Source organism: Kaistia nematophila (genome assembly GCF_026343855.1).
GTDB classification, from domain to species: domain Bacteria; phylum Pseudomonadota; class Alphaproteobacteria; order Rhizobiales; family Kaistiaceae; genus Kaistia; species Kaistia nematophila.
Genome location: NZ_JAPKNK010000011.1, coordinates 37,248 through 60,640, shown reverse-complemented (window position 1 = coordinate 60,640; position 23,393 = coordinate 37,248). Strand labels below are relative to the sequence as shown.

Here is a 23,393-nt window from a genome sequence, read left to right as displayed (position 1 = left end):
GCGCCTTATAGGGTCGGCCGGCGGCCTAGACGTTCAGCAGCAGGAATTCCCGCTCCCACGGGCTGATCACCTGCATGAACGTCTCGTATTCGGCTCGCTTGATGGCGCCATAGGTGGCGACGAAGCGCTCGCCGAAGATTTCGGCCAGTTCTTCCTGTTCCTCGAACAGCGCGACGGCTTCCAGCAGCCCGCGCGGCAGGTCGATCTCGTTCGAATTGGCCGAGCCGGAGACGGGGTCGCCGACCTTCAGTCCCTCCATCAGGCCAAGATAGCCGCAGGCGAGCGACGCGGCCATGGCGAGATAGGGGTTGGCGTCGGAGGAGGGCAGTCGGTTTTCCAGCCGCCGCCCGGCCGGATTGGAGTTCGGTACGCGCAGGCCGACCGTGCGGTTGTCGTAGCCCCACTGCGTGTTGACTGGCGCCGAGGACGAGCGCACCAGCCGGCGATAGGAGTTCACATAGGGGGCCAGCATGCAGAGTACGGCGGGCAGGTATTTCTGCGAGCCGCCGATGAAGGCGAAGAACTTCGAGGTCGGGTCGCCGTCCTCGTCGGAGAAGATGTTCCTGCCAGTCTCGACGTCGACGACCGACTGGTGGATGTGCATGGCCGAGCCCGGCTCGCGCGACATCGGCTTCGCCATGAAGGTGGCGTACATGTCGTGCCGCAGCGCCGCCTCGCGGATGGTGCGCTTGAACAAGAACACCTGATCGGCGAGCGCCAGCGGGTCGCCGTGCAGCAGGTTGATCTCCATCTGCGCGGCGCCTTCCTCGTGGATCAGCGTGTCGATCTCGAGGCCCTGCTGCTCGGAAAAGTCGTAGATGTCGTCGAACAGGTCGTCGAACTCGTTGATCGCCGCGATCGAATAGGACTGGCGCGCCGCCTCCGGGCGGCCGGAGCGCCCGGTGGGCGGCTCCAGCTGGTAGTCGGGATCGGTGTTCGGCTTGACCAGGTAGAACTCGAGCTCGGGCGCCACCACGGGCTGCCAGCCCTGGTGCGAATAGAGCTCGATGACGCGGCGCAGCACCTGGCGCGGCGCGGTTTCCACCGAGCGCCCGTCGCGGTGATAGGCGTCGTGGATGACCTGCGCGGTCGGGTCTGCTTCCCACGGCACGACGCAGAGCGTCGACAGGTCGGGCTCGAACATCACGTCCTGGTCGGCGGCGTCGCTGACGAAGCGGGCGTCGTCGTCGGGATAGTCGCCCGTGATGGTCTGGGTCAGGATCGAACCGGGCATCGACATGGTCGGTCCCGCGAGGAATTTCTGCACCGGCATCATCTTGCCGCGGGCGACGCCGGCCTGGTCTGGCACGACGCATTCGATGTCCTCGATGCCGCGCGCCTTCAGCCAGTCCCTGGCCTCATCCAGCGACTTGACGCCACGGACATCACCCTCGATGGCCTTGGCGCCCTTCTTCCGTTTTGCCACGATTTCCCCTCGGCTTTCACGCGACTGTCCTGAAGTGTCGCCACGGCTGGACCGAAGTCAACTTGGATGCGTTGTCCATGCGGCGTCGGGTCCCTGCCAGTGGTCGCAGGAAACGGTTGAGGTAGGCCAAAAAGCCTTCTAACGTCTAAATTCGGGAACAGAATTGTGGCCGGCCCGCGAGGGTCGATGCGGCTGTATCTAGGGGAACTATATGATCAAGCATATCTTCAGCGGCGTTGCGCTCGGCGCGATGCTGGCCGTCGGTTCGATCAGCGGCGCCGCCGCCGCCGACAAGGAACTGCACATCTTCAACTGGTCGGACTACATCGATACCTCGATCATCGAGGACTTCACCAAGCAGACCGGCATCAAGGTCGTTTATGACGTCTACGATTCCATGGAAATCCTGGAAACGAAGATGCTGGCCGGTGGGTCGGGCTACGACATCGTCGTGCCGACGGACCGCAATCTGAAGCGCATGATCGACGTTGGCGTGTTCCAGGACCTCGACAAGTCGAAGATCCCGAACCTCTCCCATATGTGGGACGAGATCACGACCCGTCTCGCCACCTATGATCCCGGCAACAAGATCGCCGTGAACTACATGTGGGGCACCACCGGCATCGGCTACAATGTCGAGAAGATCAAGGCGGCCATGCCGGACGCGCCGGTCGACTCGATGGACATGTTCTTCAAGCCGGAAGTCGTGTCGAAGTTCAAGGACTGCGGCGTTTACATGCTGGATTCGCCGGATGACGTGATCCCGGCCGCGCTCAACTATCTCGGCCTGCCGCCGGATTCCAAGAACCCGGACGAGATCGCCAAGGCGGGCGAGTTGCTCGAGAAGATCCGTCCGTATATCCGCAAGTTCCATTCGTCGGAATATATCCAGGCGCTGGCCAATGGCGACATCTGCCTGGCCTTCGGCTATTCGGGTGATGTGATCCAGGCCCGCACGCGCGCCACGGAAGCCAACAACAAGGTCGAAGTCGGCTACGCGATCCCGAAGGAAGGCGCGTTGCTGTGGATGGATTCGATGGCGATTCCGAAGGACGCGCCGAACCCGGAGGCAGCGCTCGCCTTCATCAACTACATCCAGCAGCCGGAAGTGATCGCCAAGGCGACCGACTATGTCGCCTACGCCAACGGCAACAAGGATTCGCAGGCCTTCATCAACAAGGAGATCCTTGACGATCCGACGATCTACCCGCCGGCGGACGTGATGAAGAAGCTCTACACGACGACGCCGAACGACCCGAAGGTTCAGCGCGTCGTGACGCGGCTCTGGACGAAGATCAAGAGCGGCACCTGATCCGATGGACAAAAGAGGCCCGGTCTAGTACCGGGCCTCTTCACGACGGGCATGGAACGCGGGTGGAGGCCCCATGGCAGGTAAGTCGCTTTCAGCGGGCAAATCGCTCGGACCGATCCGCAGGGCCTTCGCGCCCTGGAACGATCCGGCCGCGAAGCCCTTTATCCAGTTCCAGAACGTCACCAAGACGTTCGGCGATTTCACCGCCGTCGACGATCTCTCTTTGAACATCTACGAGCGCGAGTTCTTCGCCCTGCTCGGTCCGTCCGGCTGCGGCAAGACCACGCTGATGCGCATGATCGCCGGCTTCGAGGAGCCGACCAGCGGCCATGTCATGCTCGACGGGCAGGATCTCGTCGGCGTGCCGCCCTACCGGCGCCCGACGAACATGATGTTCCAGTCCTATGCGCTGTTTCCGCACATGTCGGTCTGGGATAACATTGCCTTCGGCCTGAAGCAGGACGGCATGCCGAAGCCGGAAATCGCCACCCGCGTCGACGAGATGCTGGCGCTGGTCAAGCTCGAGAAATTCTCCAAACGCAAGCCGCACCAGCTTTCCGGCGGCCAGCGGCAGCGCGTCGCGCTGGCCCGCTCGCTCGCCAAGAAGCCGAAAGTGCTGCTGCTCGACGAACCTCTCGGTGCGCTCGACAAGAAGCTGCGCGAGGAAACCCAGTTCGAGCTGATCGACCTGCAGGTCAAGCTCGGCATGACCTTCGTCATCGTCACGCACGACCAGGAGGAGGCGATGACGGTCGCCGACCGGATCGCCGTGATGGACCAGGGCAAGATCGTCCAGATCGCGACTCCGGCGGAAATCTACGAGCAGCCGAATTCGCGCTATGTCGCGGACTTCATCGGCGACATCAACCTGCTCGAAGGCCACGTATCCTCCGTCGAGGGTGGTGTGGCGACGCTCGATTGCGACGGCACCGGCGCGAAGGTGCAGGTCAGCCAGGACGGCGGCGCCAAGCTCGGTGACAAGGCCTGGTTCGCGGTCCGGCCGGAAAAGGTCGCGATCTCGCTGACGCCTCCCGCGGATCCGGGCGTCAATGCCGTCTCCGGCGAGGTCTGGGACATCGCCTATCTCGGCGACGTCTCGATCTACCATGTGCGGCTCGCCACCGGCGCCACCGTCAAGGCCACCATCACCAACACCACCCGACTCGTCGAGCGGCCGATCACCTGGGACGACAAGGTCTGGCTGACCTGGTCGCGGGACGGCGGCGTCGTGCTCACGAGGTAGTCCGATGGCCAATCGTTCCTCCGGACATTCGCCCCTTCGATGGCTGGTCGTCGCGATCCCCTATCTGTGGCTGATCGTGCTGTTTTTGGTCCCGTTCCTGATCGTGGTGAAGATCTCGCTGTCGACGACGGCGATCTCCATGCCGCCCTATACGCCGGCGTTGGATGTCTCCGGCGGCATCGGCGCGCTCTGGGAGCAGATCAAGGAATTCAGCTTCGACAACTACGTCTTCCTGACCGAGGACGCGCTCTACTGGGAATCCTACCTGTCGAGCCTGAAGATCGCGGTGATCTCGACCTTCCTGATCCTTTTGATCGGCTATCCGATCGCCTATGGCATGGCGCGCTCCCGCAAGGAGTGGCGGACAACGCTCCTGATGCTGGTGATCCTGCCGTTCTGGACGTCGTTCCTGATCCGCGTTTACGCCTGGATCGGCATCCTGAAGCCCGAAGGGCTGCTCAACCAGCTGCTGCTCAGCCTCGGCGTGATCAGCGAGCCGCTCAACATCCTGCCGTCGACGCTCGCCGTCTATATCGGCATCGTCTATTCCTACCTGCCCTTCATGATCCTGCCGCTCTACGCGACGCTGGAGAAGCTCGACGAGACGCTGCTCGAGGCGGCCGCCGATCTCGGCTGCCCGCCGATCCAGGCGTTCTGGAAGATCACCTTCCCGCTGTCGATCCCCGGCGTCATCGCCGGCTGCTTCCTCGTCTTCATTCCGGCGGTCGGCGAGTTCGTGATCCCCGATCTTCTCGGTGGTTCCGACACGCTGATGATCGGCAAGACGCTGTGGGCCGAGTTCTTCTCGAACCGTGACTGGCCGGTCTCGTCGGCGGTCGCCGTCGTGCTGCTGGCGATCCTGGTGATCCCCATCATGCTGTTCCAGAATGCCCAAAAGAAAGCGTCGGAGTAGGCCCATGCGGACAGGTTCGCTTTCTTCGCGCGATATCGCGGCGGTCCGATGGGGAGGGGCACGATGAGACGCGGCGCTTCCTGGTTCAACGTCACTTCGATCACGGTCGGCTTCGCCTTCCTCTATCTGCCGATTGTCCTGCTCGTCGTCTATTCGTTCAACGCCTCCAAGCTTGTGACGGTATGGGGCGGCTTCTCGACCAAATGGTATGTGTCGCTCCTGAGCAATCAGGGCCTGCTCGACGCTGCCTGGGTGACTATCCGCGTCGCGCTGCTGTCGGCGACCTTCGCCACCATTCTCGGCACGCTGGCGGCGATCGCACTGGTGCGCTTTGGACGCTTCCCGGGTGGCACGCTGTTTTCCGGCATGGTCTACGCGCCGCTCGTCATGCCTGAGGTCATCACCGGCCTCGCGATGCTGCTGCTCTTCGTCGCTATCGGCTTCGCGCGCGGCTTCTGGACCCTGACGCTGGCCCATATCACCTTCTCGATGTGCTTCGTTGCGGTAGTGGTGCAGTCGCGGCTGATCACCTTCGACCGCAGCCTGGAGGAGGCGGCGCTGGATCTTGGCTGCCCGCCGCTCCGCACCTTCTTCACCATCACGCTGCCGCTGATCCTGCCGGCGGTGGTGGCGGGCTGGATGCTGGCCTTCACCCTGTCGCTCGACGATCTCGTCATTTCGAGCTTCACCACCGGCCCCGGCGCAACCACTCTGCCGATGAAGATCTACAGCCAGGTCCGCCTTGGCGTGACGCCGGAAATTAACGCCATCTGCTCGATCCTGATTGCCATTGTGGCGACGGGCGTCATCATTGCTTCGGTCGTGACCAAGCGCCGCGAGGTTGAGCGGCAGCGCGCGGAGCGGCTGGCGATTCAGGGCGTTTGAGAACAGGCTCAGGAATTACCCGGGTAATATTGACGTTTTGATTTTGCCCGGGTAAAACGCCGTCTGTTCAGGAAGGGCGTGATGATGAGCATTCCACAGCAGGTCTACTGCACGGCGTTTCAGGGCCTCCGGCGCATTGCGTCGGGGCTGCTGCCCGACGTGGCGCTGAAGAGCAAGGAGGCTGTCGACCAGGGCGGCGAGCCGGTGTTGCTCTTCGACGATGACACCAGCCGGCTGATCGAGGTCGATTTTCGCGGCTCGGCCGGCGAAGTCCTCGCCCGGCTGACCGATGACCGGCCGGTGGCTCCGAAGGCGCCGGTGGAAACGGCGCCGCCGCGCGGTCCCGGCCGTCCGAAGCTCGGCGTCGTCGCGCGCGAGGTGACGCTGCTGCCGCGCCATTGGGAGTGGCTCGGCAGCCAGCCCGGCGGCGCCTCGGTGGCGCTGCGCAAGCTGGTCGACGAGGCGCGCCGCAGCGGCGAGGGGCGCGATCGGGCCCGGCGCGCGCAGGAGGCGACGCAGCGCTTCATGACGGCGATGGCGGGCGACCAGCCCGGATATGAGGAGGCGAGCCGGGCGCTGTTCGCCGGCGACCGTGAGCGCTTCCGCCAGATGACGGCCGCCTGGCCGGTCGACATCCGCGACCATGCCGGCAAGCTGGCCGGCCCGGCCTTCGAAGACGCCTGATCCGAAATGAGGCTTTCGCTGTCGCTGCCGCCGCTCTGGAAGACCTTTCTCGTCTTCCTCGGGCCGATGATCCTGAGCAACATCCTGCAGGCCCTGTCGGGCACGCTCAACAACATCTATCTCGGGCAGATGCTGGGCGTCGGCGCGCTCGCCGCCGTCGCCGCCTTCTTCCCGATCCTGTTCCTGTTCATCTCCTTCACCATAGGCCTCGGCGCCGGCGCCTCGGTGATGATCGGCCAGGCGTATGGCGCGCAGAAGCTGGAGACGGTGAAGGCGGTCGCCGGCACGACGCTGACGGTGGCGATTCTGTTCGGCGTGGTTGTGGCGATCTTCGGCGGCGCGTTCACGGGTCCGATCCTGCAGGCGGTCGGTACGCCGGCCGACATCCTGCCCGACGCCACCCGATATGCGCGTATCATGCTGATCGCGATGCCGGGGCTGTTCGTCTTCCTGCTGATGACCTCGATGATGCGCGGAGTCGGCGACACGGTAACGCCACTCTATGCGCTGACGGTTTCGACGGTGACTGGCCTGCTGGTGACGCCGGCGCTGATCCGCGGCTGGTTTGGCCTGCCGCAGTTCGGCATCGCCAGCGGCGCTTATGCGTCGATCGTGTCGTTTCTGGTCGCGCTCGCCTGGCTGTTCTTCCACATGCGCCGGCGCAAGCATCCGCTCGCCCCGGATGCGGTGCTGATCCGCCACCTGCGCATTGACGGCAAGCTGCTGCTCGCCGTGCTCAGGATCGGCATTCCCTCCGGCGTGCAGCTCGTTCTCGTCTCGCTGGCGGAAATCGCCGTGCTGGCGCTGGTGAATTCGTTCGGCTCGGATGCGACGGCCGCCTATGGCACCGTCAACATGGTGATCAACTACGTGCAATTCCCGGCGATCTCGATCGCCATCACCGTGTCGATCCTGGGCGCGCAGGCGATCGGCGCCGGCCGTGCCGCGGCCCTCGGCGTCATCACCCGCACCGGCATCCTGCTGAGCCTCATTATCACGGGCGGTCTGGTAACCCTCTGTTACCTGTTCTCGCGCACGCTGATCGGATTCTTCATCACTTCCGAGCCGGTGATCGAACTCGCCCAGACGCTGCTGCACATCGTGCTCTGGGGCTACATTATCTTCGGCATGTCGAGCGTGCTGGCCGGCGTCATGCGGGCGAGCGGCACGGTGCTGGTGCCGACCTTGATCTCGATCGTCGCGATCGTCGGCATCGAGGTGCCGGTCGCCTATGGCCTGTCCGGCCATTTCGGCATCAACGGCGTCTGGGCCGCTTATCCGATCGCCTATATCGCCATGCTGGCCATGCAGGCGAGCTATTACCAGTTCGTCTGGCGCAGGAAGTCGATCCAGAGGATGGTCTGAGGCGGCGTCGCCGCCTCGGTCGCCGCGCCGGCGTCCGTCCTAGCGCATCGCCGGAAGCAGGGCGCGGGCGAAGCGACGGACCGGCCCGACCGGGGGCTCGGCGCCGTTGTCGCTGCGGCGGGAAAGGCCGCTGAAGTCCGGCACCAGCGTCGGGTGCCCCCAATTGCCGCCGATGACGAAGGGAACGCGGACCGGGCCGCTGGCGGCGCCGCCGGTGGCGCGCTGGATGGTGAGGTCGCCGCGGGCGCTGAGCGAGGTCGCCTGCAGCGGCGCCTCGCCGGTGAGGTTGATCTGGTAGCCGCTTCCCGTCACCTGGATCCCCGGCGTCGCCACCTGGTCGGCGTCGATGGTGAAGGTCCCCTCGGCTTCGGTGAACTTGGTCGAGCCGCCGAGCAGGTTGCCGCTCATCGTGCCGTCGGCGGTGATCTGCTGCGACAGCGCCGAGACGTTCACGCCATCGAAGCTGCCGTCGGCGACGGTCGCCTTGCCGCTGCCGGTGAGCGAGGTCATCAGGCCGTTCCAGTTGGTGCCGTGCGCCGAAAGGCTGAGCGTGCCGGAGCCGATGCCGTCGAGATGGCCGATGCCGAACAGGTCGGAGAGCGCGGCGCGGACCGGCAGGCCGTCGATGCGCGCCTGCAGCGAGCCCGAGGCGGCCTGGTCCTGCAGCGAGGCCGAGAGGCTGGCGGAGAGTCGGCCGCCATAGAGCAGCGCCTCGCCGATCGAGAGGTTCAGCCGGTCGTCGCGGATCGTAGCCGAGGCGGCGGTGCGGCCGAGCCGGGCGCTGCCGAGCAGCACCTGCGCCGCGGAGATCCGGAGGTCGAGGTCGTTGCTGTCGAGCGCGGCGAGCGGCAGCGGCTCGTCGGGCGTCGCCCGCGCCGAGGCCACCAGGCTCGAGAGCGCCTCGGCATAGGCGGAAAGGTCAAGGCTCTCGAATGCCAGCGTGCCCTGCACGGAAGGCCGGGAGCGGGCGAAGTCGATCGAAAGCGCGCCCTCGCTGTCATTGCCGTCGACGCTGATCTTGGCGTTGGCGAAGGTCAGCGTGCGGGCCGCCAGGCTGGCATGGGATTCGATCGAGGCGCTGCCGAGCGTCGAACCCTCGCCCATTGGCATGTTGAAGATGCCCGCAAGGCGGCGGATCGACGGCGTGGTGACCGAAAGCTCGCCCTCGCCCTCGGGGTCGGCGAGATTGGCGACCGTGCCGGTGAAATTGGCGCGCAGCGGCGTTGAGGCGATGGCGAAGCGGAGCGCCGTCTGGCGGCCGCTGACGAGGTCGAGCGGCGTGCCGATCGACCCGTTGAAGTCGAACGCCTCGTTCTTCCAGGTGGCGCTGCCCTTGAGGCTGGCGGTCGCGGCGGGGTCAGGCCAGTCGATCCGGGCGTCGACGCCGGTCAGCAGCAGTTCCTTCTTGTCGCTGCCGACATAGTGCAGCGTGCCGCCATGGATGACGAGGCGGCCGAGCTCGGAATCACCGCGCAGCGCCCGCGGCAGGTTCCAGTTCGGCAGGCCCTTGTCGTCGACGCCGAAGCGGAACACCGGATTGTCGAGTTCCAGCACGGACGGGCGAACGCGGCCGATCAGGAGCGGCAGGAAGCTCAGCTCGGCCGAAAGCGAATCCATCTCGACCAGCGGCTTCGGATCGCGGTCCGAGCTGATCCGCACCTTTGCGAAGGTGACGGTCGGATAGGGATTGAAGGCGACGGTCGGCGCGCCCTCATAGGTGAGCGCACGGCCGCTCCACCCCGCGACTTCGCGCGTCAGGGAACGACGGACGGCTTCGATCGTGACCAGCTTGGGCGCCAGAAGGACGAATGCGCCGCAAAGAATCAGAATCGCTGCGAGGGCGAATAGGATTTTTTTCATGTCACCCGGTGACGATTGCCCCTAACGTTTCGGTAGGTGCCACGACCGAATGGCACCCGGATAGGCAGAATTCCGTGATTTCGCAAGGCTTTTCTCGCCTGTCCCGGCTTGGTTTCTGACGTGACTTGGCGGCAGGCTGCGGATATCCATGGCAGGACAGCGAATTTTTGCCGCACTGCAACCTAGCCGGATAGGATTCCTCCCCATGACGTCCGCGAATATCCCGGCCAGTTCCGAACAGCCCCTGTGGGTGCCATCGGCGGCGCGCCTCGCCGACCATCCGATGACGCATTTTCGCGCCGCGGCGGCGGAGTGGACCGGCCTGCCGCTGCCCGATCATGACGCGCTGCACCAGTGGTCGATCGACGACCGTGCGGCGTTCTGGGACCTCGTCTGGGACTTCTGCGGCGTCGAGGGCGACAAGGGCGAGCGGCTGTTGGTCGATGGCGACCGCATGCCCGGCGCGCGCTTCTTCCCCGATGCGACACTGAACTTCGCCGAGAACCTGCTCAGGATATCGGGCGATGACGACGCGCTCGTCTTCTGGGGCGAGGACCGGGTGAAGCGGCGGCTATCCTGGGACGATCTGCATGCGCTGGTGTCGCGGCTGCAGCAGGCGCTTGTCGCCGCCGGCGTCAAGGTCGGCGATCGCGTCGCCGCCATGATGCCGAACATGCCGGAAACGATCGCCGCCATGCTGGCGACCGCCTCGATCGGCGCCGTTTGGTCGTCCTGCTCGCCGGATTTCGGCCCGCGCGGCGTGCTCGATCGCTTTGGCCAGATCGAGCCGACCGTCTTCATCGCCTGCGACGGCTACTACTATGCCGGCAAGACCATCGACATCGCGCCGAAGCTGGCCGAGATCGTGCCGAGCCTGCCGACCGTGCGAAAGACCGTCGTCGTTCCCTATATCGGCACGGCGGAGGCGAGCGCCGCCACCCTGGCGAACGGTGTCACGCTCGACGCCTTCCTGGCGCCGTTCCCGGTCGCGCCGGTCGCCTTCGCCGCCATGCCCTTTGCCCATCCGCTCTACATCATGTTTTCGTCCGGCACGACCGGCGTGCCGAAATGCATTGTCCATTCGGCCGGCGGCACGCTGCTGCAGCACCTGAAGGAGATCCATCTCCATTCGGGCGTCGGTGACGGCGACCGGATGTTCTATTTCACCACCTGCGGCTGGATGATGTGGAACTGGCTCGTATCCGGCCTCGCCGCGGGCGCGACGTTGCTGCTTTATGACGGCTCGCCGTTCCATCCCGGCCCCGAGATCCTGTTCGATTATGCCGATGCCGAGCAGATGACCTTCTTCGGCACCTCGGCCAAGTTCATCGATGCGGTCCACAAATCCGGCGCGCGGCCGATTGAGACGCATGATCTCTCGACCCTGAAGACGATGACCTCGACCGGGTCGCCATTGGCGCCGGAGAGCTTTTCCTTCGTCTATGAGGGCATCAAGAAGGACATCCAGCTCGCGTCGATCTCGGGCGGCACCGACATCGTTTCCTGCTTCGTGCTCGGCATTCCCGAAAAGCCGGTCTGGAAGGGCGAGATCCAGGGGCCGGGCCTCGGCCTCGCCGTCGACGTCTGGGACGAGGACGGTACGCCGCTGGCGCGCGGCAAGGGCGAACTGGTCTGCCGCAAGGCGTTTCCCTCCATGCCGATCGGCTTCTGGAACGATGCCGATGGCAGCCGCTATCACGCCGCCTATTTCGACCGCTTTGACAATGTCTGGTGCCATGGCGACTTCGCCGAATGGACGGCGCATGGCGGGCTGATCATCCATGGCCGATCGGACGCGACGCTCAATCCCGGCGGCGTGCGCATCGGCACGGCAGAGATCTATAACCAGGTCGAGCAGATCCCCGAGGTGCAGGAAGCGCTGGCGATCGGCCAGGATTGGGACAACGACGTTCGCGTCGTGCTGTTCGTGCGCCTGCGCGACGGCGCCGTGCTCGACGAGGCGCTTGCCAGGACGATCCGCGACAGGATCCGCACCGGCGCCTCGCCGCGCCACGTACCGGCCAAGATCATCGCCGTCGCCGACATTCCCCGCACCAAGTCCGGCAAGATCGTCGAGCTCGCCGTGCGCGAGATCGTGCATGGCCGGCCGGTCAAGAACCAGGAAGCCCTCGCCAATCCCGAGGCGCTGGCGCTCTATCGCGATCTGCCGGAACTGGCCTGAGTCGGCGGCAGGCGGTAGGGACGGGGTGAAGGATAGCAAGGCCCTCACCCCACCCTCTCCCGCGAGCGGGCGAGGGCTTTGCGGCCGGCGATCCCCATCGATTGCGAATGCTATACAAGCACGATCGGACTCCCTCGCCCGCTCGCGGGAGAGGGTGGGGGTGAGGGGCTTTCTTGGCGCTTTCCAGAACTGGAGCCTGAGAGTGCGACGGGGGCGCTGCTTTCTAGAACAGGCTCTCCTGCGTCGGCGGCTTCGGCTTGGCGGCCTTCTTCGGACGGGGCTCGGCGGCCCCACCGGCGGCCACGGCGCCGATCTTGCCGTCCTGGAACTCGATCGTCAGCGCCTCGCCGCTCGTGACCTTCGACGCCATGCGCACCGTCCTGCCCTCGGCATCGGTCACCAGCGCGAAGCCGCGCGCCAGCACGCTGCGATAGGAGAGTGTCTCGGCCAGTCGCCAGGCGCGGTCGAGACGGTCGCGGTTCTTCTCGACGATGCGGATGAAGGCGCGATTGCCGCGCTGGTCGAGCTCGGCGATCTGCACGGCGCCGCGCGCCAGGCGCTGCGACAGAGGCTCGACGCGGAGGCGTCCGGCGATGCGGGCGAAGCCGGCGCGCTTGCGCTCGGCATGGACTTCCAGCGCGCGGCCCTGCCGCTCGCCGAGCGACGTCAGCCGGTCGCGGGCGCGGATCGTCAGGCGATCGAGCGAGGCGGCCGAAAGCCGCCCGGCGGTGCGTTCCAGCCGGCCGCGATGGGCGAGCGTGTTGGCGCCGAGCGCGCGGCCGATGCGGGCGGCGAGCTCGTCGAAGGCGCGGCGCGGAATGGCGAGCAGGTCGTCGAGCCGGGGCAGGGAGCGGGTCGCGGCCCGCAGTTCCCGCTTTCTGCCCTCGATCAGGCGGAGCATGGCGCCATCGAGCCGGCGGTCGAGATCGCCGACCGTTCCGACCAGTTCCGAACGCACCGGCACGGCCATTTCGGCGGCGCCCGTCGGCGTCGGGGCGCGCAGGTCGGAGGCGAAATCGATCAGTGTCGTGTCGGTCTCGTGGCCGACGGCGGAGATCAGCGGGATCTGCGAGGCCGCCGCCGCGCGCACCACGATCTCTTCGTTGAAGCCCCAGAGGTCCTCGAGGCTGCCGCCGCCGCGCGCGACGATCAGCACGTCCGGCCGGGGGATCGCGCCGCCCGGCGCCAGCGCGTTGAAGCCGGCGATGGCGGCTGCCACTTCCGCCGCCGAGGTCTCGCCCTGCACCCGCACCGGCCAGACCAGCACCCGGACGGGGAAGCGGTCGGCGAGGCGATGCAGGATGTCGCGGATGACCGCGCCGGTCGGCGAGGTCACGACGCCGATCACGCGCGGCAGATAGGGGATCGGCTTCTTGCGCCCGGAATCGAACAGGCCCTCGGCGGCGAGCTTGCGCCGGCGCTCCTCGAGCAGCGCCATCAGCGCGCCGACGCCGGCCGGCTCCAGCGACTCGATGACGATCTGGTATTTCGACGAGCCGGGGAAGGTGGTCAGCTTGCCGGTGGCGATGACCTCCATGCCTTCTTCCGGGCGGAAGCGCAGCTTGCCGAAATTGCCCTTCCAGATCACCGCCTCGATCTTGGCGCGGTCGTCCTTCAGGGCGAAATAGGCATGGCCCGAGGAGTGCGGCCCGCGATAGCCCGAGATCTCGCCGCGCACGCGCACGAAGCCGAAGGCGTCCTCGACGGTGCGCTTCAGCGCCATCGAGATTTCGGAGACGGAATACTCGCCGGCGTTATGGACGGGATCGGGCAAGTCGGTCGCGGCCTTCCATGATTCCCGCAGGGACGGCGGGTAGCTGTCGGCCCTGAATGCCTCCGCCGTCCGCCCCGGTCAAGCCGGCAGCCGCGCCACCTTGCGGCGCGGCGGGGCATTGCGTAATCGAAGCGTATGTCGCGCTATGATTTCACCACCCAACGCCTGTTCCTTGATGCGCCGCTCGACGCTGGCGCCCGCGTCGTGCTGGACAAGGGCCAGACCAATTATCTCGTCAATGTGCTCCGCATGCGCGAGGGCGACCCGGTCCTGATCTTCAACGGTCGCGACGGCGAATGGCGCGCGACGCTGGCCGAGGCCGGCCGCAAGGGCGCCGTGCTGCGGGCGGACGAACAGGCGCGCGAACAGACGCCCGCCTCTTCGCTCCACTACCTCTTCGCGCCGATCAAGCAGGCGCGGCTCGACTACATGGTGCAGAAGGCGGTCGAGATGGGGGCGGGACTGATCCGCCCCGTCATCACCCGCCGCACTCAGGTGACCCGTCTGAACGATGACAGGCTCGTCGCCAACGCGATCGAGGCGGCGGAGCAATGCGGCGTGCTGTCGATCCCCGAGATCGCCGCCCCGGAGCCGTTGAGCGCCTTGCTGGCGCGCTGGCCGAAGGACGAGCCCGAGCGGCGGATCATCTTTTGCGACGAGGACGAGACCGGCGCCGATCCGGTCTCCATCCTGCGCGCGCTGCCAAAGGGGCCACTCGCCGTGCTGATCGGTCCCGAGGGCGGATTCTCGCCGGAAGAGCGCGAGACGCTGCACGCGCTCCCCTTCGTCACCGCGATCCCGCTTGGGCCGCGCATCCTCAGGGCCGACACGGCCGCCGTCGCCGCGCTGGCGCTGGTCCAGGCCGTCGCCGGCGACTGGGTCGAGGGCGGATCGGGTCCCGCTGTATAAGTCGCAATACACAGCTCACGAAATCGTGACCGCGATGCTTTTCGGCAGTGCATCGAAGCGTCGTCTTGCTCCGCCAAGAGAAACGCGCGCCGTCTGGATTCATTCCATATTAGAACTCATCTAAACTGAAGAACAAAAGCGATACGGCCGGTTGACCTCTATTCGCGATGATGAGATGCAGCCGGCAGAAGTCGCCGAACAACGACGGCGACCAGGGTTCCGCCCCCTCAATGAACGGAGTTCACTATGCCTAGCCTGAACCGCCTGATCCAGGGCGCCGCCGCCGCCGCGCTGCTTGCGACGACCACGCTTTCCGCCCATGCGGCCGGCGAAGTGAACGTCTACACCACCCGCGAGCCGGGCCTGATCCAGCCGCTGCTGGACAGCTTCAGCAAAGAGACCGGCATCAAGGCGAATGTGATCTTCGTCAAGGAAGGCCTCGCCGAGCGCGTCGCCACCGAAGGCGAGAACTCTCCGGCCGACCTGCTCTCCGTCGTCGATTTCGGCAACCTGATCGAGCTCAGCGACCGCGGCCTGACGCAGCCGGTCAAGTCGACCGTGCTGGAGGAGGCGATCCCCGCCAATCTGCGCGATGCCGACGGTCAATGGTACGGCCTGTCGATGCGCGCCCGCGTGATCTATGCCTCGAAGGACCGCGTCCAGGACGAGACGCTGACCTATGAGGATCTCGCCGACCCGCGCTTCAAGGGCAAGGTCTGCATCCGTTCGGGCCAGCACCCCTACAACACCTCGCTGATCGCCGCCGTGATCGCGAAGGACGGCGCCGACACCGCCAAGGAATGGCTCACCGGTGTCAAGGACAACCTCGCCCGCAAGGCCGGCGGCGGCGACCGCGACGTCGCCCGCGACATCCTCGCCAATCTCTGCGACGTCGGCGTGGCCAATTCCTACTATGTCGGCCTGATGCGCTCCGGCAAGGGCGGCCCCGAGCAGGTCGAGTGGGGCAACGCCATCCGCGTCATCCTGCCGACCTTCAAGGACAAGGCCGGCACGCATGTGAACGTCTCCGGCGCCGCGGTCGCCAAGAACGCGCCGAACAAGGAAAACGCCGTCAAGCTGCTGGAATACCTCGTCTCGCCGGCGGCGCAGGAGATCTACGCCAAGGCGAATTTCGAATATCCGGTTCGCGCCGGCGTCGCGCCCGATCCGATCATCGCCGAGCTCGGCACGCTGACCGTCGATCCGCTGCCGCTGACGGCGGTCGCCAAGGACCGCAAGCAGGCGAGCGAGCTGGTCGACGTGGTCGGCTTCGACGGCTGATCCCCTGCATGCGCCGAAATATCGGCCTCTGCCGCGATACCTCATGCCCCGGAACCCCCGGGGCATGAGCGATTCCGCCATCGCGATGCAGCCGCCGCGGCCAGCGCCGGCCCGGTCGGACCGGCCCTGGCGGATCGGCTCCGCCATCCTCGTCCTGCTGGCGCTGGCGCCGATCGGCGGCCTCGCCTTCTTCGCCTCGCGCGGCTCGGGCGAGCTCTGGCCGCACCTGATCGCCAACGTCCTGCCGGTCGCGGCGCGCACGACGGCGCTGCTCCTCCTCGGCGTGGGCATCCTGGTCACCGTCCTCGGCATTGGTACGGCATGGCTGGTCACGGCCTATCGCTTTCCCGGCCGACGCCTGTTCGAATGGGCGCTGCTCCTGCCGCTCTCGGTGCCAAGCTACGTCATGGCCTTCGCCTATCTCGACGTGGTGCATCCGGTCGGGCCGCTGCAGACCGGGCTGCGCCATCTCTTCGGCATCGCGGATCCGCGCGGCCTGCGGTTTCCCGAGATCCGCTCGCTGGGCGGCGCCATCCTGCTGCTCGGCCTGATCCTCTATCCCTATGTCTACCTGCCGGTGCGGGCGCTGTTCGTCATGCAGTCGGCCTCGCTGCTGGAAGCCTCGCGCACGCTCGGCGCCGGGCGCTTCCGCGCCTTCCGCACCGTAGCGCTGCCGCTGGCCCGTCCCGCCGTCGCCGTCGGCGTCAGCCTGGCGCTGATGGAGGCGTTGAACGACATCGGCGCGTCGGAATTCCTCGGCGTCCGCACGCTGACGGTCGCGATCTACACGACCTGGGTCACCCGTTCGTCGATCGAGGGCGCGGCGCAGATCGCGCTGGTCATGCTGGCGATCGTCTTCGCCCTCGGGCTGCTCGAACGCCTCGGCCGGCGCGGCATGAATTATTCCGCCCCGCGCGGCAACGCCCAGCCGATGGCGCAGCCGCTCTCGGGCGGCGCGGCGCTCCTTGCCGTCGTCGCCTGCGCGCTGCCGATCCTGCTCGGCTTCATCGTGCCGGCGAGCTATCTCGTCGTCTCGGCGGCGCGGCGCATCGCGCTCGGCGGCCTGCCGGCCGATCTCTGGATCTGGACCGGCAACAGCGTCCTCTTCGCCGCCATCGCCGCGGCGCTCACCATCGCCATCGGCCTGTTCCTTGCCACGGCGGGGCGGATGTCGCGGCGGAAGTCGCTGCACGGCATGATCCGCCTCGCCGGCATCGGCTATGCCATTCCCGGCACGGTGCTCGCCGTCGGCCTGCTGGTGCCGATCGCCGGCCTCGACAACTGGATCGCCAATGCGGTGAAGGGTGTCTGGGGCCGATCGCCGGGCCTGATCCTGATGAGTTCCGGCGCGGCGCTGGTGCTGGCCTATTGCCTGCGCTTCCAGGCGATCACGATCGGCGGCATCGAATCGGGCTTCAGCCGCATCAGCCCGTCGATCGACATGGCGGCGCGCAGCCTCGGCGCCGGCACGGCGAGGCTTTCCGGCGGCATCCACATGCCGCTGCTGTCACCGGCGATCGCCGCCGCCGGCCTGCTCGTCTTCGTCGACTGCATGAAGGAACTGCCGGCGACGCTGCTGCTCCGGCCGTTCAATTTCGAGACGCTCGCCACCTACGTCTATGGTGAGGCGGCGCGCGGCACCTATGAGGACGGCGCGATCGCGGCGCTGGTCATCGTCTTCGCCGGCATGCTGCCAGTGGCGCTGCTGGCCCGCGCCGGCACGCGCGAGCGGCGAAGGCCGCTCGCCTGAGTCGCCGGAACTGGCTAGCCTTTCAGGCTTTTGCCCCGGATCTCGTCGATCGTCGCCGAGGGCGAAATCGCCTGCGGGTCGACCTTCACATGCAGGATGGCGGGCTTGCCGCTCGCGGCGGCGCGCTCGAACGCCGGCAGGAATTCCTCCGTCGTCTCCACCGTCTCGCCATGGCCGCCATAGGCGCGGGCCAGCGCGGCGAAATCCGGATTGACGAGCTTCGTCGCCTCGATCCGGTCCGGATAGCTGCGCTCCTGGTGGGCGCGGATGGTGCCGTACATGCTGTTGTCGACGACGATCACGAGGATGGCGGCGCCCTCCTGCGCGGCGGTGCCGAATTCGTTGTTCGTCATCTGGAAGCAGCCGTCGCCGGCAAAGGCGATCACCGTGCGCTCGGGATAGCGCAGCTTGGCGGCGACCGCGGCCGGCACGCCATAGCCCATCGAGCCTGAGGTCGGCGCCAGCTGCGTATTGGGGCCGCGGAAGCGGTGATAGCGGTGCACCCAGTTGGCATAGTTGCCGGCGCCGTTGGTGAGGATGGCGTCCTTGCCGAGCCTTTCGCGCAGCGTCCGCATGACCGCGCCCATCTCGACGCCGCCGACATTGCGCGGCTTCGGGTCCGACCAGTCGCGATAGGCCTTGTTGGCGGCGCGCGTCTCGGCGCTCCAGGGAATGGTCGCGGGCGGATGCACCGCCTCGAGCTGGGCTGCGAAGCCGTTCGGCGTGGCGTTGATGGCGAGCGTCGGCCGGTAGACGCGGCCGAGCTCGTCCGAGCCGCCATGCACATGCACCAGCGTCTGCTTCGGCTGCGGGATGTCGAGCAGCGTATAGCCGGAGGAAGGCATCTCGCTCATCCGCCCGCCGACCAGAATCAGCAGGTCGGCCTCCCTGACCCTTTTGGCGAGCGCCGGGTTGATGGCGATGCCGACCTCGCCGGCGAAATTCGGATGCTCGTGGTCGAACAGGCCCTGGCGGCGCAGCGAGACGCCGACCGGCAGGTCGAAGCGTTCGGCGAAGCGCTGCATCGAGGCGATGGCCGCGTCGCTCCAGCGCGAGCCGCCGAGCACCAGCAGCGGCCGCTCGGCCTTCCAGAGCAGCTTCTGCAATTGCGCCGTCTGGGTCAGGCCGGGATAGGTCTCGATCGGCTCCGAGGCGCCGACGGAGGCGACGGCGGTCTTCTCGCGCAGCATGTCCTCCGGCAGCGCCAGCACGACGGGGCCGGGCCGGCCCGACGTCGCCACCTGGAAGGCGCGCGACAGGAATTCGGGGATCCGCGCCGCCTCGTCGATCTCCGCCACCCATTTGACGACGTCGCCGAACATGCGGCGATAGTCGATCTCCTGGAACGCCTCGCGCTCGCGCATCGAACGGCCGACCTGGCCGACGAACAGGATCATCGGCGTCGAATCCTGCATCGCCACATGCAGGCCGGCGGCGGCGTTGGTCGCTCCCGGTCCGCGCGTGACAAAACAGATGCCGGGCTTGCCGGCGAGCTTGCCCCACGCCTCGGCCATCATCGCCGCACCGCCCTCGTGCCGCGCCACCGTCACGGGGATCGCCGAATCATGCAGCGCGTCGAGCACGGCCAGATAGCTCTCGCCGGGCACGCAGAAGACGCGCTCGACGCCATTGGCCTCCAGCGCCTCGACGATGAGGCGGCCGCCGGTACGGGAGGGGATGACGTCGGGCATGAAGGAGATCCTTGCGAGAGGCGGGTTTATCCGACCCCCAGGCTCGAACCGGGGGATCGCTTAGAAGGGGATGGTGGCATCAACTTCTGTTCGGCGAAAGCCGGTGTCGCTAGACTGGCCGGCACGGGGCCAGACGAGGGACGTCGAAAGTGCGTAGCGGATCATTTCTCCGGCGGAGCAGCCTGGCAGGCATGGCCATGGCGGCGCTGATGATGGCGTCGTTTCCTGCCCCGGCGGCCTCGGCGGAAGATGCCGAAGAGGACAAGCCGGCCTATCCGACCGCCGAATTCGCGGAGGGCGCCAAGGAGGCGACCGTGACCGATTCCGGCATCACCGCGCGGGTGTTCCAGGAGCGTCGGCCGCAGATTGATCCGGATGACGACGTGCCGGTGCTGCAGGTCATCGTGAACGGCAAGATGGTGCTGGAGCATGTCGGCACCGCGTCGGGAATGTCCTTGCCGTCGATGAGCGCCTCGATCGTCGATATCGACCCGACCAACAAGAGCAAGGAAGTCTATTTCAGCAGCTATACCGGCGGCGCCCATTGCTGCTCCGAGGTCGTGGTGGCGACCGAGACCGACAAGGGCTGGGTGGCCGTTCCGGTCGGCGCCTTCGACGGCGACGGCGACTACCTGCAGGACCTGAACGACGACGGCGAGGCCGAGATCGTCACGGTCGACAACAACTTCCTCTACACCTTCGATTGCTATGCCTGCAGCGCGGCGCCGCTCGTCATCAAGTCGGTGCGCGACGGCAAGCTGGTCGACATCACGACGGATCCGCGTTTCGCCAAGGCGCATCGCGATTGGCTGCGGCAGCTCGAAGACGATTCCGATCCGGTCGAGCGCTGGAAGTCGCCCGGCTTCCTCGCCGGGTGGGTCGCCGCCAGCATTCGCGCCGGCGAGGGCGAGCAGGCCTTCAAGCAGCTGCAGAAGCACTGGAACCTCGCCACCGACCCCGGCGAGGAGACCTGCGTCACCGGCGGCGACATCGATACCTGCGCCGCCAAGGACCGCAAGACACTGAAGTTTCCCGAGCGTCTGAAGCTATTTCTCGACCATAACGGCTACCGCTTCTGATTTTTTCGCCGGCGAGGCAACGGAAAGCGGGGTCTCGCGCGTTGAAGCCTATGCGGGTGGCTTTGGACGCGTACGCGCGTCCCCTATCGTATGGGATGGAAGATCATGCTTTCTCGACGTTCTCTGTTGACCGGGCTTCTGGCCGCGGCCGTTGCGGCGCCTCTGGCGACGATGGCCCCAGGCGATGCAGAGGCGCAGCAGTGGGGCCCGGGCCCCGACCGCCGGCCGCCGCCGCCGCGCCGTGAACGCGTCCCGCCGCCGCGCCGTGGCTATTACTGGCGTCCGGGTCACTGGGAATGGCGCCGCGGTCGCTATGTGTGGATGAGCGGCGGCTGGATCCCGGCGCGGCCGGGCTATCGCTATCGCCGGTCGGACTGGGTCTGGCGCAATGGTCGCTGGGTCTATGCGCCGGGCGGCTGGTACCGCTGATCTCGGCGGGTTGAATTGGAAACGGCGCGGAATTTCCGCGCCGTTTCTGTTTTTGCGGGTGGCGGCCGTCAGCGATAGGTTGCGCCCAGATGATGCACCGTCAGCTCGGCGGCCGTCGGGACGGAATGGCCCGCCTCCGCCTTGAAGGTCACGATCCGCGGTTCGCCGGGCAGGAGCAGGAAGCTCGCATCGTCGAAATGGCCGGGAATGCCTTCAGCCTCGGCGCGGACATGGAAGGCCGGCGCATCGGCCGATAGCTGGAAGCGACCGGGGCCGAGCTCGCGCACCGAGACCGTCGCCTCCGGCAGCTCGAAGCGCTTCGGCACGTCGGGGAAGACGACGACCTGGTGTTCCGGCGAGGCGACGCCGTCGACCTTGGCGTCGATCACATAGAACCGGTCCTGCGCCACCGGCGCGCCGATCGCCATGATCTCGACGGCGCGGTCGGGCGGAACGCTGCCCTTGGCATGGCGTTCGTCGATCAGCGTTCCCTGGAGGTCGAAGCTGCGCAGCCGCGTCTCCAGCACCACCGGAGCATGCCGGTCGTTGATGGCGCGGACGACGAGCTTGCCGTCGAGCATGCGGGCGGCGAGCGCCACCGGCGCGAAAAAGCGCTTGGCGTGATAGTGCAGCGTCTTCCAGGCCAGCGAATGGTCGATCGACGACCAGGACACCGCCGGCCAGACATCGTTCAGCTGCCAGTACAGCGCGCCCATCGAATGCGGCTTCAGGCTGCGCCAGTAGCGCACCGCCGTCTCGATCGCCATCGCCTGCTGCAATTGCGATAGATAGACGAAGCTCTCGAAGCCGGAAGGCACGCGGAAATAGCGCGCCATCGTGTCGATGATGCGCGAATTGCCGGCGCCGTCGCGCTGGTGGAACTCCATCACCGGCGAGGTCGCGTTCCAGTTCTGCGGGGCGCCGGCGAAGGCGCGGATGCCGGTCATCGACGGGAAGGACTGGAAGCCGAACTCGGAGCAGAAGCGCGGCTGCACGGTGTAGTAGTGCTCGAAGTTCTTGTTCGAGTGCCAGACGTCCCAGAAATGCAGATCGCCCGAACGGTCGTCGTGCCAGGCGTCGCCGTAGTCCATGTCGCCGTTGCAAGGGCTGGACGGCCAGAAGCGGCGGTCGGGATCGCTGTCCTGCACCGCCTTGTCGATCACCCGGTTCAGCCGGTCGTAGTTGACCAGGTAGCGGTCGCGGTTGTTGCGCGAGATCTCGAACCAGGTGAGCGAGCCGATCACCTCGTTGTCGCCGCACCAGATCGCGATCGACGGCCGGCTGGACAGGCGCTTGATCTGGTAGCGCAGCTCGGCGTCGACCTCGGTGAGGAATTCGGGCGTCGAGGGATATTGCGAGCAGGAGAACATCATGTCCTGCCAGATCAGCAGGCCGAGCCGGTCGCAGGCGTCGTAGAAGGCGTCGAACTCGTAGAAGCCGCCGCCCCAGAGCCGGACCATGTTCATGTTGGCCTCGACGGCGGCGGAGAGCAGCGCGTCGATGCGCTCCGGCGTGATCGCGGCAGGCAGCGAGTCGGCCGGGATCCAGTTGGCGCCCTTGGCGAAGATGTCGATGCCGTTGACGCGGAAGAACATCGAGGCGCCGACCTCGTCCTTCTCGGTGACGACCTCCAGCGTGCGGAAGCCGATGTTGCGGCGAACCGTGTCGCCGGGGATCGAGACGGCCGCCGGATAGAGCGGCTGCGCCCCGTGGCCGGCCGGCCACCAGAGGTCTGGCTTGCCGACGTCGAGCGACAGCGTTGCCTTGCCGCCGCGCTCCGCCGAGACCTTCACGTCGGCGCGCGCCGTCTTGCCGGCCAGTTCCACGGTGACCGGAACCGTGACGTCGGCCTGCGCCAGCAGCTCGATCTCGGCGATCGCCGTCACCGTGCCGTCGGCGTGGTGGCGCTGGCGGATCTGCACCGCCTCGATCCGCGCCGTGTCGTAGAGATGCAGGATCGGCTCGGCGTAGATGCCGGTCACCATCAGGCAGGGCCCCCAGTCCCAGCCGCCATGGCACTGCGCCTTGCGGATCATGTTGAGGTCGGGAACCCGGTTGTTCGAGACGCTCCACGGAATCGGGAAGGGCTGCTTCTTCGCGCGCGCGATCGCCTCGGCGCCGGCCGGCGAGAAGCGGACGCGAAGCGCGTTGGCGCCTGGCCGGAGCGCGTCGGTCACGTCGATCCGGTGGCGGATGAAGCTGGAGCCGAGCGTCGCCACCGGCCGGTCGTTCAGGAAGACCTCGGCGAAGGTGTCGACGAACTCAAGCTCGAGCACGGCCCAGCTTCCGGCAAGGTCGGATGCGGCGACGTCGAACTGGCGGGCGATCTCCCAGCTCGCCTCGCCGACCCACTGCATGGCGGCCTCGTTGGTGCCGACATAGGGGGAGGGGATCCGCCCCTGCGCCACCAGCGCCGAATGGACGTCGCCGGGGATCGGGCAGGGGCCGAGCGCTTCGCCAGCGGAGTTGAAAAGCTGCCAAGGGCCGGCCAGGGAGAGTTTCGACATCAACGCGTTTCCTCAATGCGGTGCTGTTTCATTGGCGGCTCGTCCGGCAACCGGCGGCGATTGCGCGACGGACCGCGGATAACTGGTTACCGCGTTTGTTTTC

17 protein-coding genes are annotated in these 23,393 nt (G+C 66.8%); 12 read left to right on the top strand and 5 right to left on the bottom strand.

Going from position 1 to position 23,393, the window contains the following annotated elements:
• Nucleotides 1-25: 25 nt before the first annotated feature.
• On the bottom strand, nt 26-1,426 hold the full coding sequence (locus OSH07_RS20795) for a glutamine synthetase family protein (protein ID WP_266340615.1): 1,401 nt from the start codon (nt 1,424-1,426) through the stop codon (nt 26-28).
• A 250-nt stretch (nt 1,427-1,676) separates the two neighbouring features.
• Between OSH07_RS20795 and OSH07_RS20790 the strand changes: the two genes are divergently transcribed.
• The 6 genes from OSH07_RS20790 (at nt 1,677) to OSH07_RS20765 (ending at nt 7,828) form a co-directional block, all read left to right on the top strand.
• Nucleotides 1,677-2,738 (top strand): polyamine ABC transporter substrate-binding protein, encoded by a 1,062-nt coding sequence (locus tag OSH07_RS20790; protein WP_277614356.1) that lies wholly within the window; start codon nt 1,677-1,679, stop codon nt 2,736-2,738.
• A gap of 73 nt (nt 2,739-2,811) precedes the next feature.
• The gene (locus tag OSH07_RS20785) at nt 2,812-3,981 is read left to right on the top strand and encodes an ABC transporter ATP-binding protein (RefSeq protein ID WP_266340613.1); all 1,170 of its coding nucleotides are present in this window, start codon (nt 2,812-2,814) and stop codon (nt 3,979-3,981) included.
• Nucleotides 3,982-3,985: 4 nt separating this feature from the next.
• Nucleotides 3,986-4,894: an ABC transporter permease subunit gene (locus tag OSH07_RS20780; RefSeq protein WP_266340612.1), complete on the top strand. Its 909-nt coding sequence runs from the start codon at nt 3,986-3,988 to the stop codon at nt 4,892-4,894.
• A gap of 63 nt (nt 4,895-4,957) precedes the next feature.
• Complete coding sequence (locus OSH07_RS20775) at nt 4,958-5,779, top strand: ABC transporter permease (protein ID WP_266340611.1); 822 nt, start codon at nt 4,958-4,960, stop codon at nt 5,777-5,779.
• An 81-nt stretch (nt 5,780-5,860) separates the two neighbouring features.
• Entirely contained in the window at nt 5,861-6,463 is a 603-nt protein-coding gene (locus tag OSH07_RS20770; RefSeq protein ID WP_266340610.1) for a DUF2239 family protein, read from the top strand.
• 6 nt (nt 6,464-6,469) lie between these two features.
• Nucleotides 6,470-7,828, top strand: coding sequence for an MATE family efflux transporter (locus OSH07_RS20765; RefSeq protein WP_266340609.1), 1,359 nt, complete (start codon nt 6,470-6,472; stop codon nt 7,826-7,828).
• 39 nt (nt 7,829-7,867) lie between these two features.
• Here the strand turns inward: OSH07_RS20765 and OSH07_RS20760 are convergent, their stop codons facing one another.
• Complete coding sequence (locus OSH07_RS20760; RefSeq protein ID WP_266340608.1) at nt 7,868-9,688, bottom strand: AsmA family protein; 1,821 nt, start codon at nt 9,686-9,688, stop codon at nt 7,868-7,870.
• Nucleotides 9,689-9,893: 205 nt separating this feature from the next.
• On the opposite strand from OSH07_RS20760, the gene OSH07_RS20755 reads away from it, so the two are divergent.
• A complete protein-coding gene (locus OSH07_RS20755; protein ID WP_266340607.1) occupies nt 9,894-11,870 on the top strand; it encodes an acetoacetate--CoA ligase in 1,977 nt (658 codons plus the stop codon).
• 223 nt (nt 11,871-12,093) lie between these two features.
• Here OSH07_RS20755 and xseA read toward each other — a convergent pair whose 3' ends face one another.
• A complete protein-coding gene (gene xseA, locus OSH07_RS20750; protein ID WP_266340606.1) occupies nt 12,094-13,644 on the bottom strand; it encodes an exodeoxyribonuclease VII large subunit in 1,551 nt (516 codons plus the stop codon).
• A 135-nt stretch (nt 13,645-13,779) separates the two neighbouring features.
• Between xseA and OSH07_RS20745 the strand changes: the two genes are divergently transcribed.
• The 3 genes from OSH07_RS20745 (at nt 13,780) to OSH07_RS20735 (ending at nt 17,584) form a co-directional block, all read left to right on the top strand.
• On the top strand, nt 13,780-14,553 hold the full coding sequence (locus OSH07_RS20745; RefSeq protein ID WP_266340605.1) for a 16S rRNA (uracil(1498)-N(3))-methyltransferase: 774 nt from the start codon (nt 13,780-13,782) through the stop codon (nt 14,551-14,553).
• A gap of 246 nt (nt 14,554-14,799) precedes the next feature.
• Entirely contained in the window at nt 14,800-15,834 is a 1,035-nt protein-coding gene (locus OSH07_RS20740; RefSeq protein ID WP_266340604.1) for a Fe(3+) ABC transporter substrate-binding protein, read from the top strand.
• A gap of 64 nt (nt 15,835-15,898) precedes the next feature.
• Nucleotides 15,899-17,584 (top strand): ABC transporter permease, encoded by a 1,686-nt coding sequence (locus OSH07_RS20735; protein ID WP_266340603.1) that lies wholly within the window; start codon nt 15,899-15,901, stop codon nt 17,582-17,584.
• Between the two features lie 14 nt (nt 17,585-17,598).
• Here the strand turns inward: OSH07_RS20735 and OSH07_RS20730 are convergent, their stop codons facing one another.
• Entirely contained in the window at nt 17,599-19,275 is a 1,677-nt protein-coding gene (locus OSH07_RS20730; protein ID WP_266340602.1) for a thiamine pyrophosphate-binding protein, read from the bottom strand.
• Nucleotides 19,276-19,466: 191 nt separating this feature from the next.
• Between OSH07_RS20730 and OSH07_RS20725 the strand changes: the two genes are divergently transcribed.
• Nucleotides 19,467-20,354 (top strand): hypothetical protein, encoded by an 888-nt coding sequence (locus tag OSH07_RS20725; protein WP_266340601.1) that lies wholly within the window; start codon nt 19,467-19,469, stop codon nt 20,352-20,354.
• 126 nt (nt 20,355-20,480) lie between these two features.
• Nucleotides 20,481-20,783, top strand: coding sequence for a hypothetical protein (locus OSH07_RS20720; RefSeq protein ID WP_266340600.1), 303 nt, complete (start codon nt 20,481-20,483; stop codon nt 20,781-20,783).
• Nucleotides 20,784-20,851: 68 nt separating this feature from the next.
• Here the strand turns inward: OSH07_RS20720 and OSH07_RS20715 are convergent, their stop codons facing one another.
• Nucleotides 20,852-23,290 carry a beta-mannosidase gene (locus OSH07_RS20715; RefSeq protein WP_266340599.1) on the bottom strand — a complete coding sequence of 813 codons (2,439 nt, stop codon included), beginning with the start codon at nt 23,288-23,290 and terminating at the stop codon, nt 20,852-20,854.
• Nucleotides 23,291-23,393: the final 103 nt, after the last annotated feature.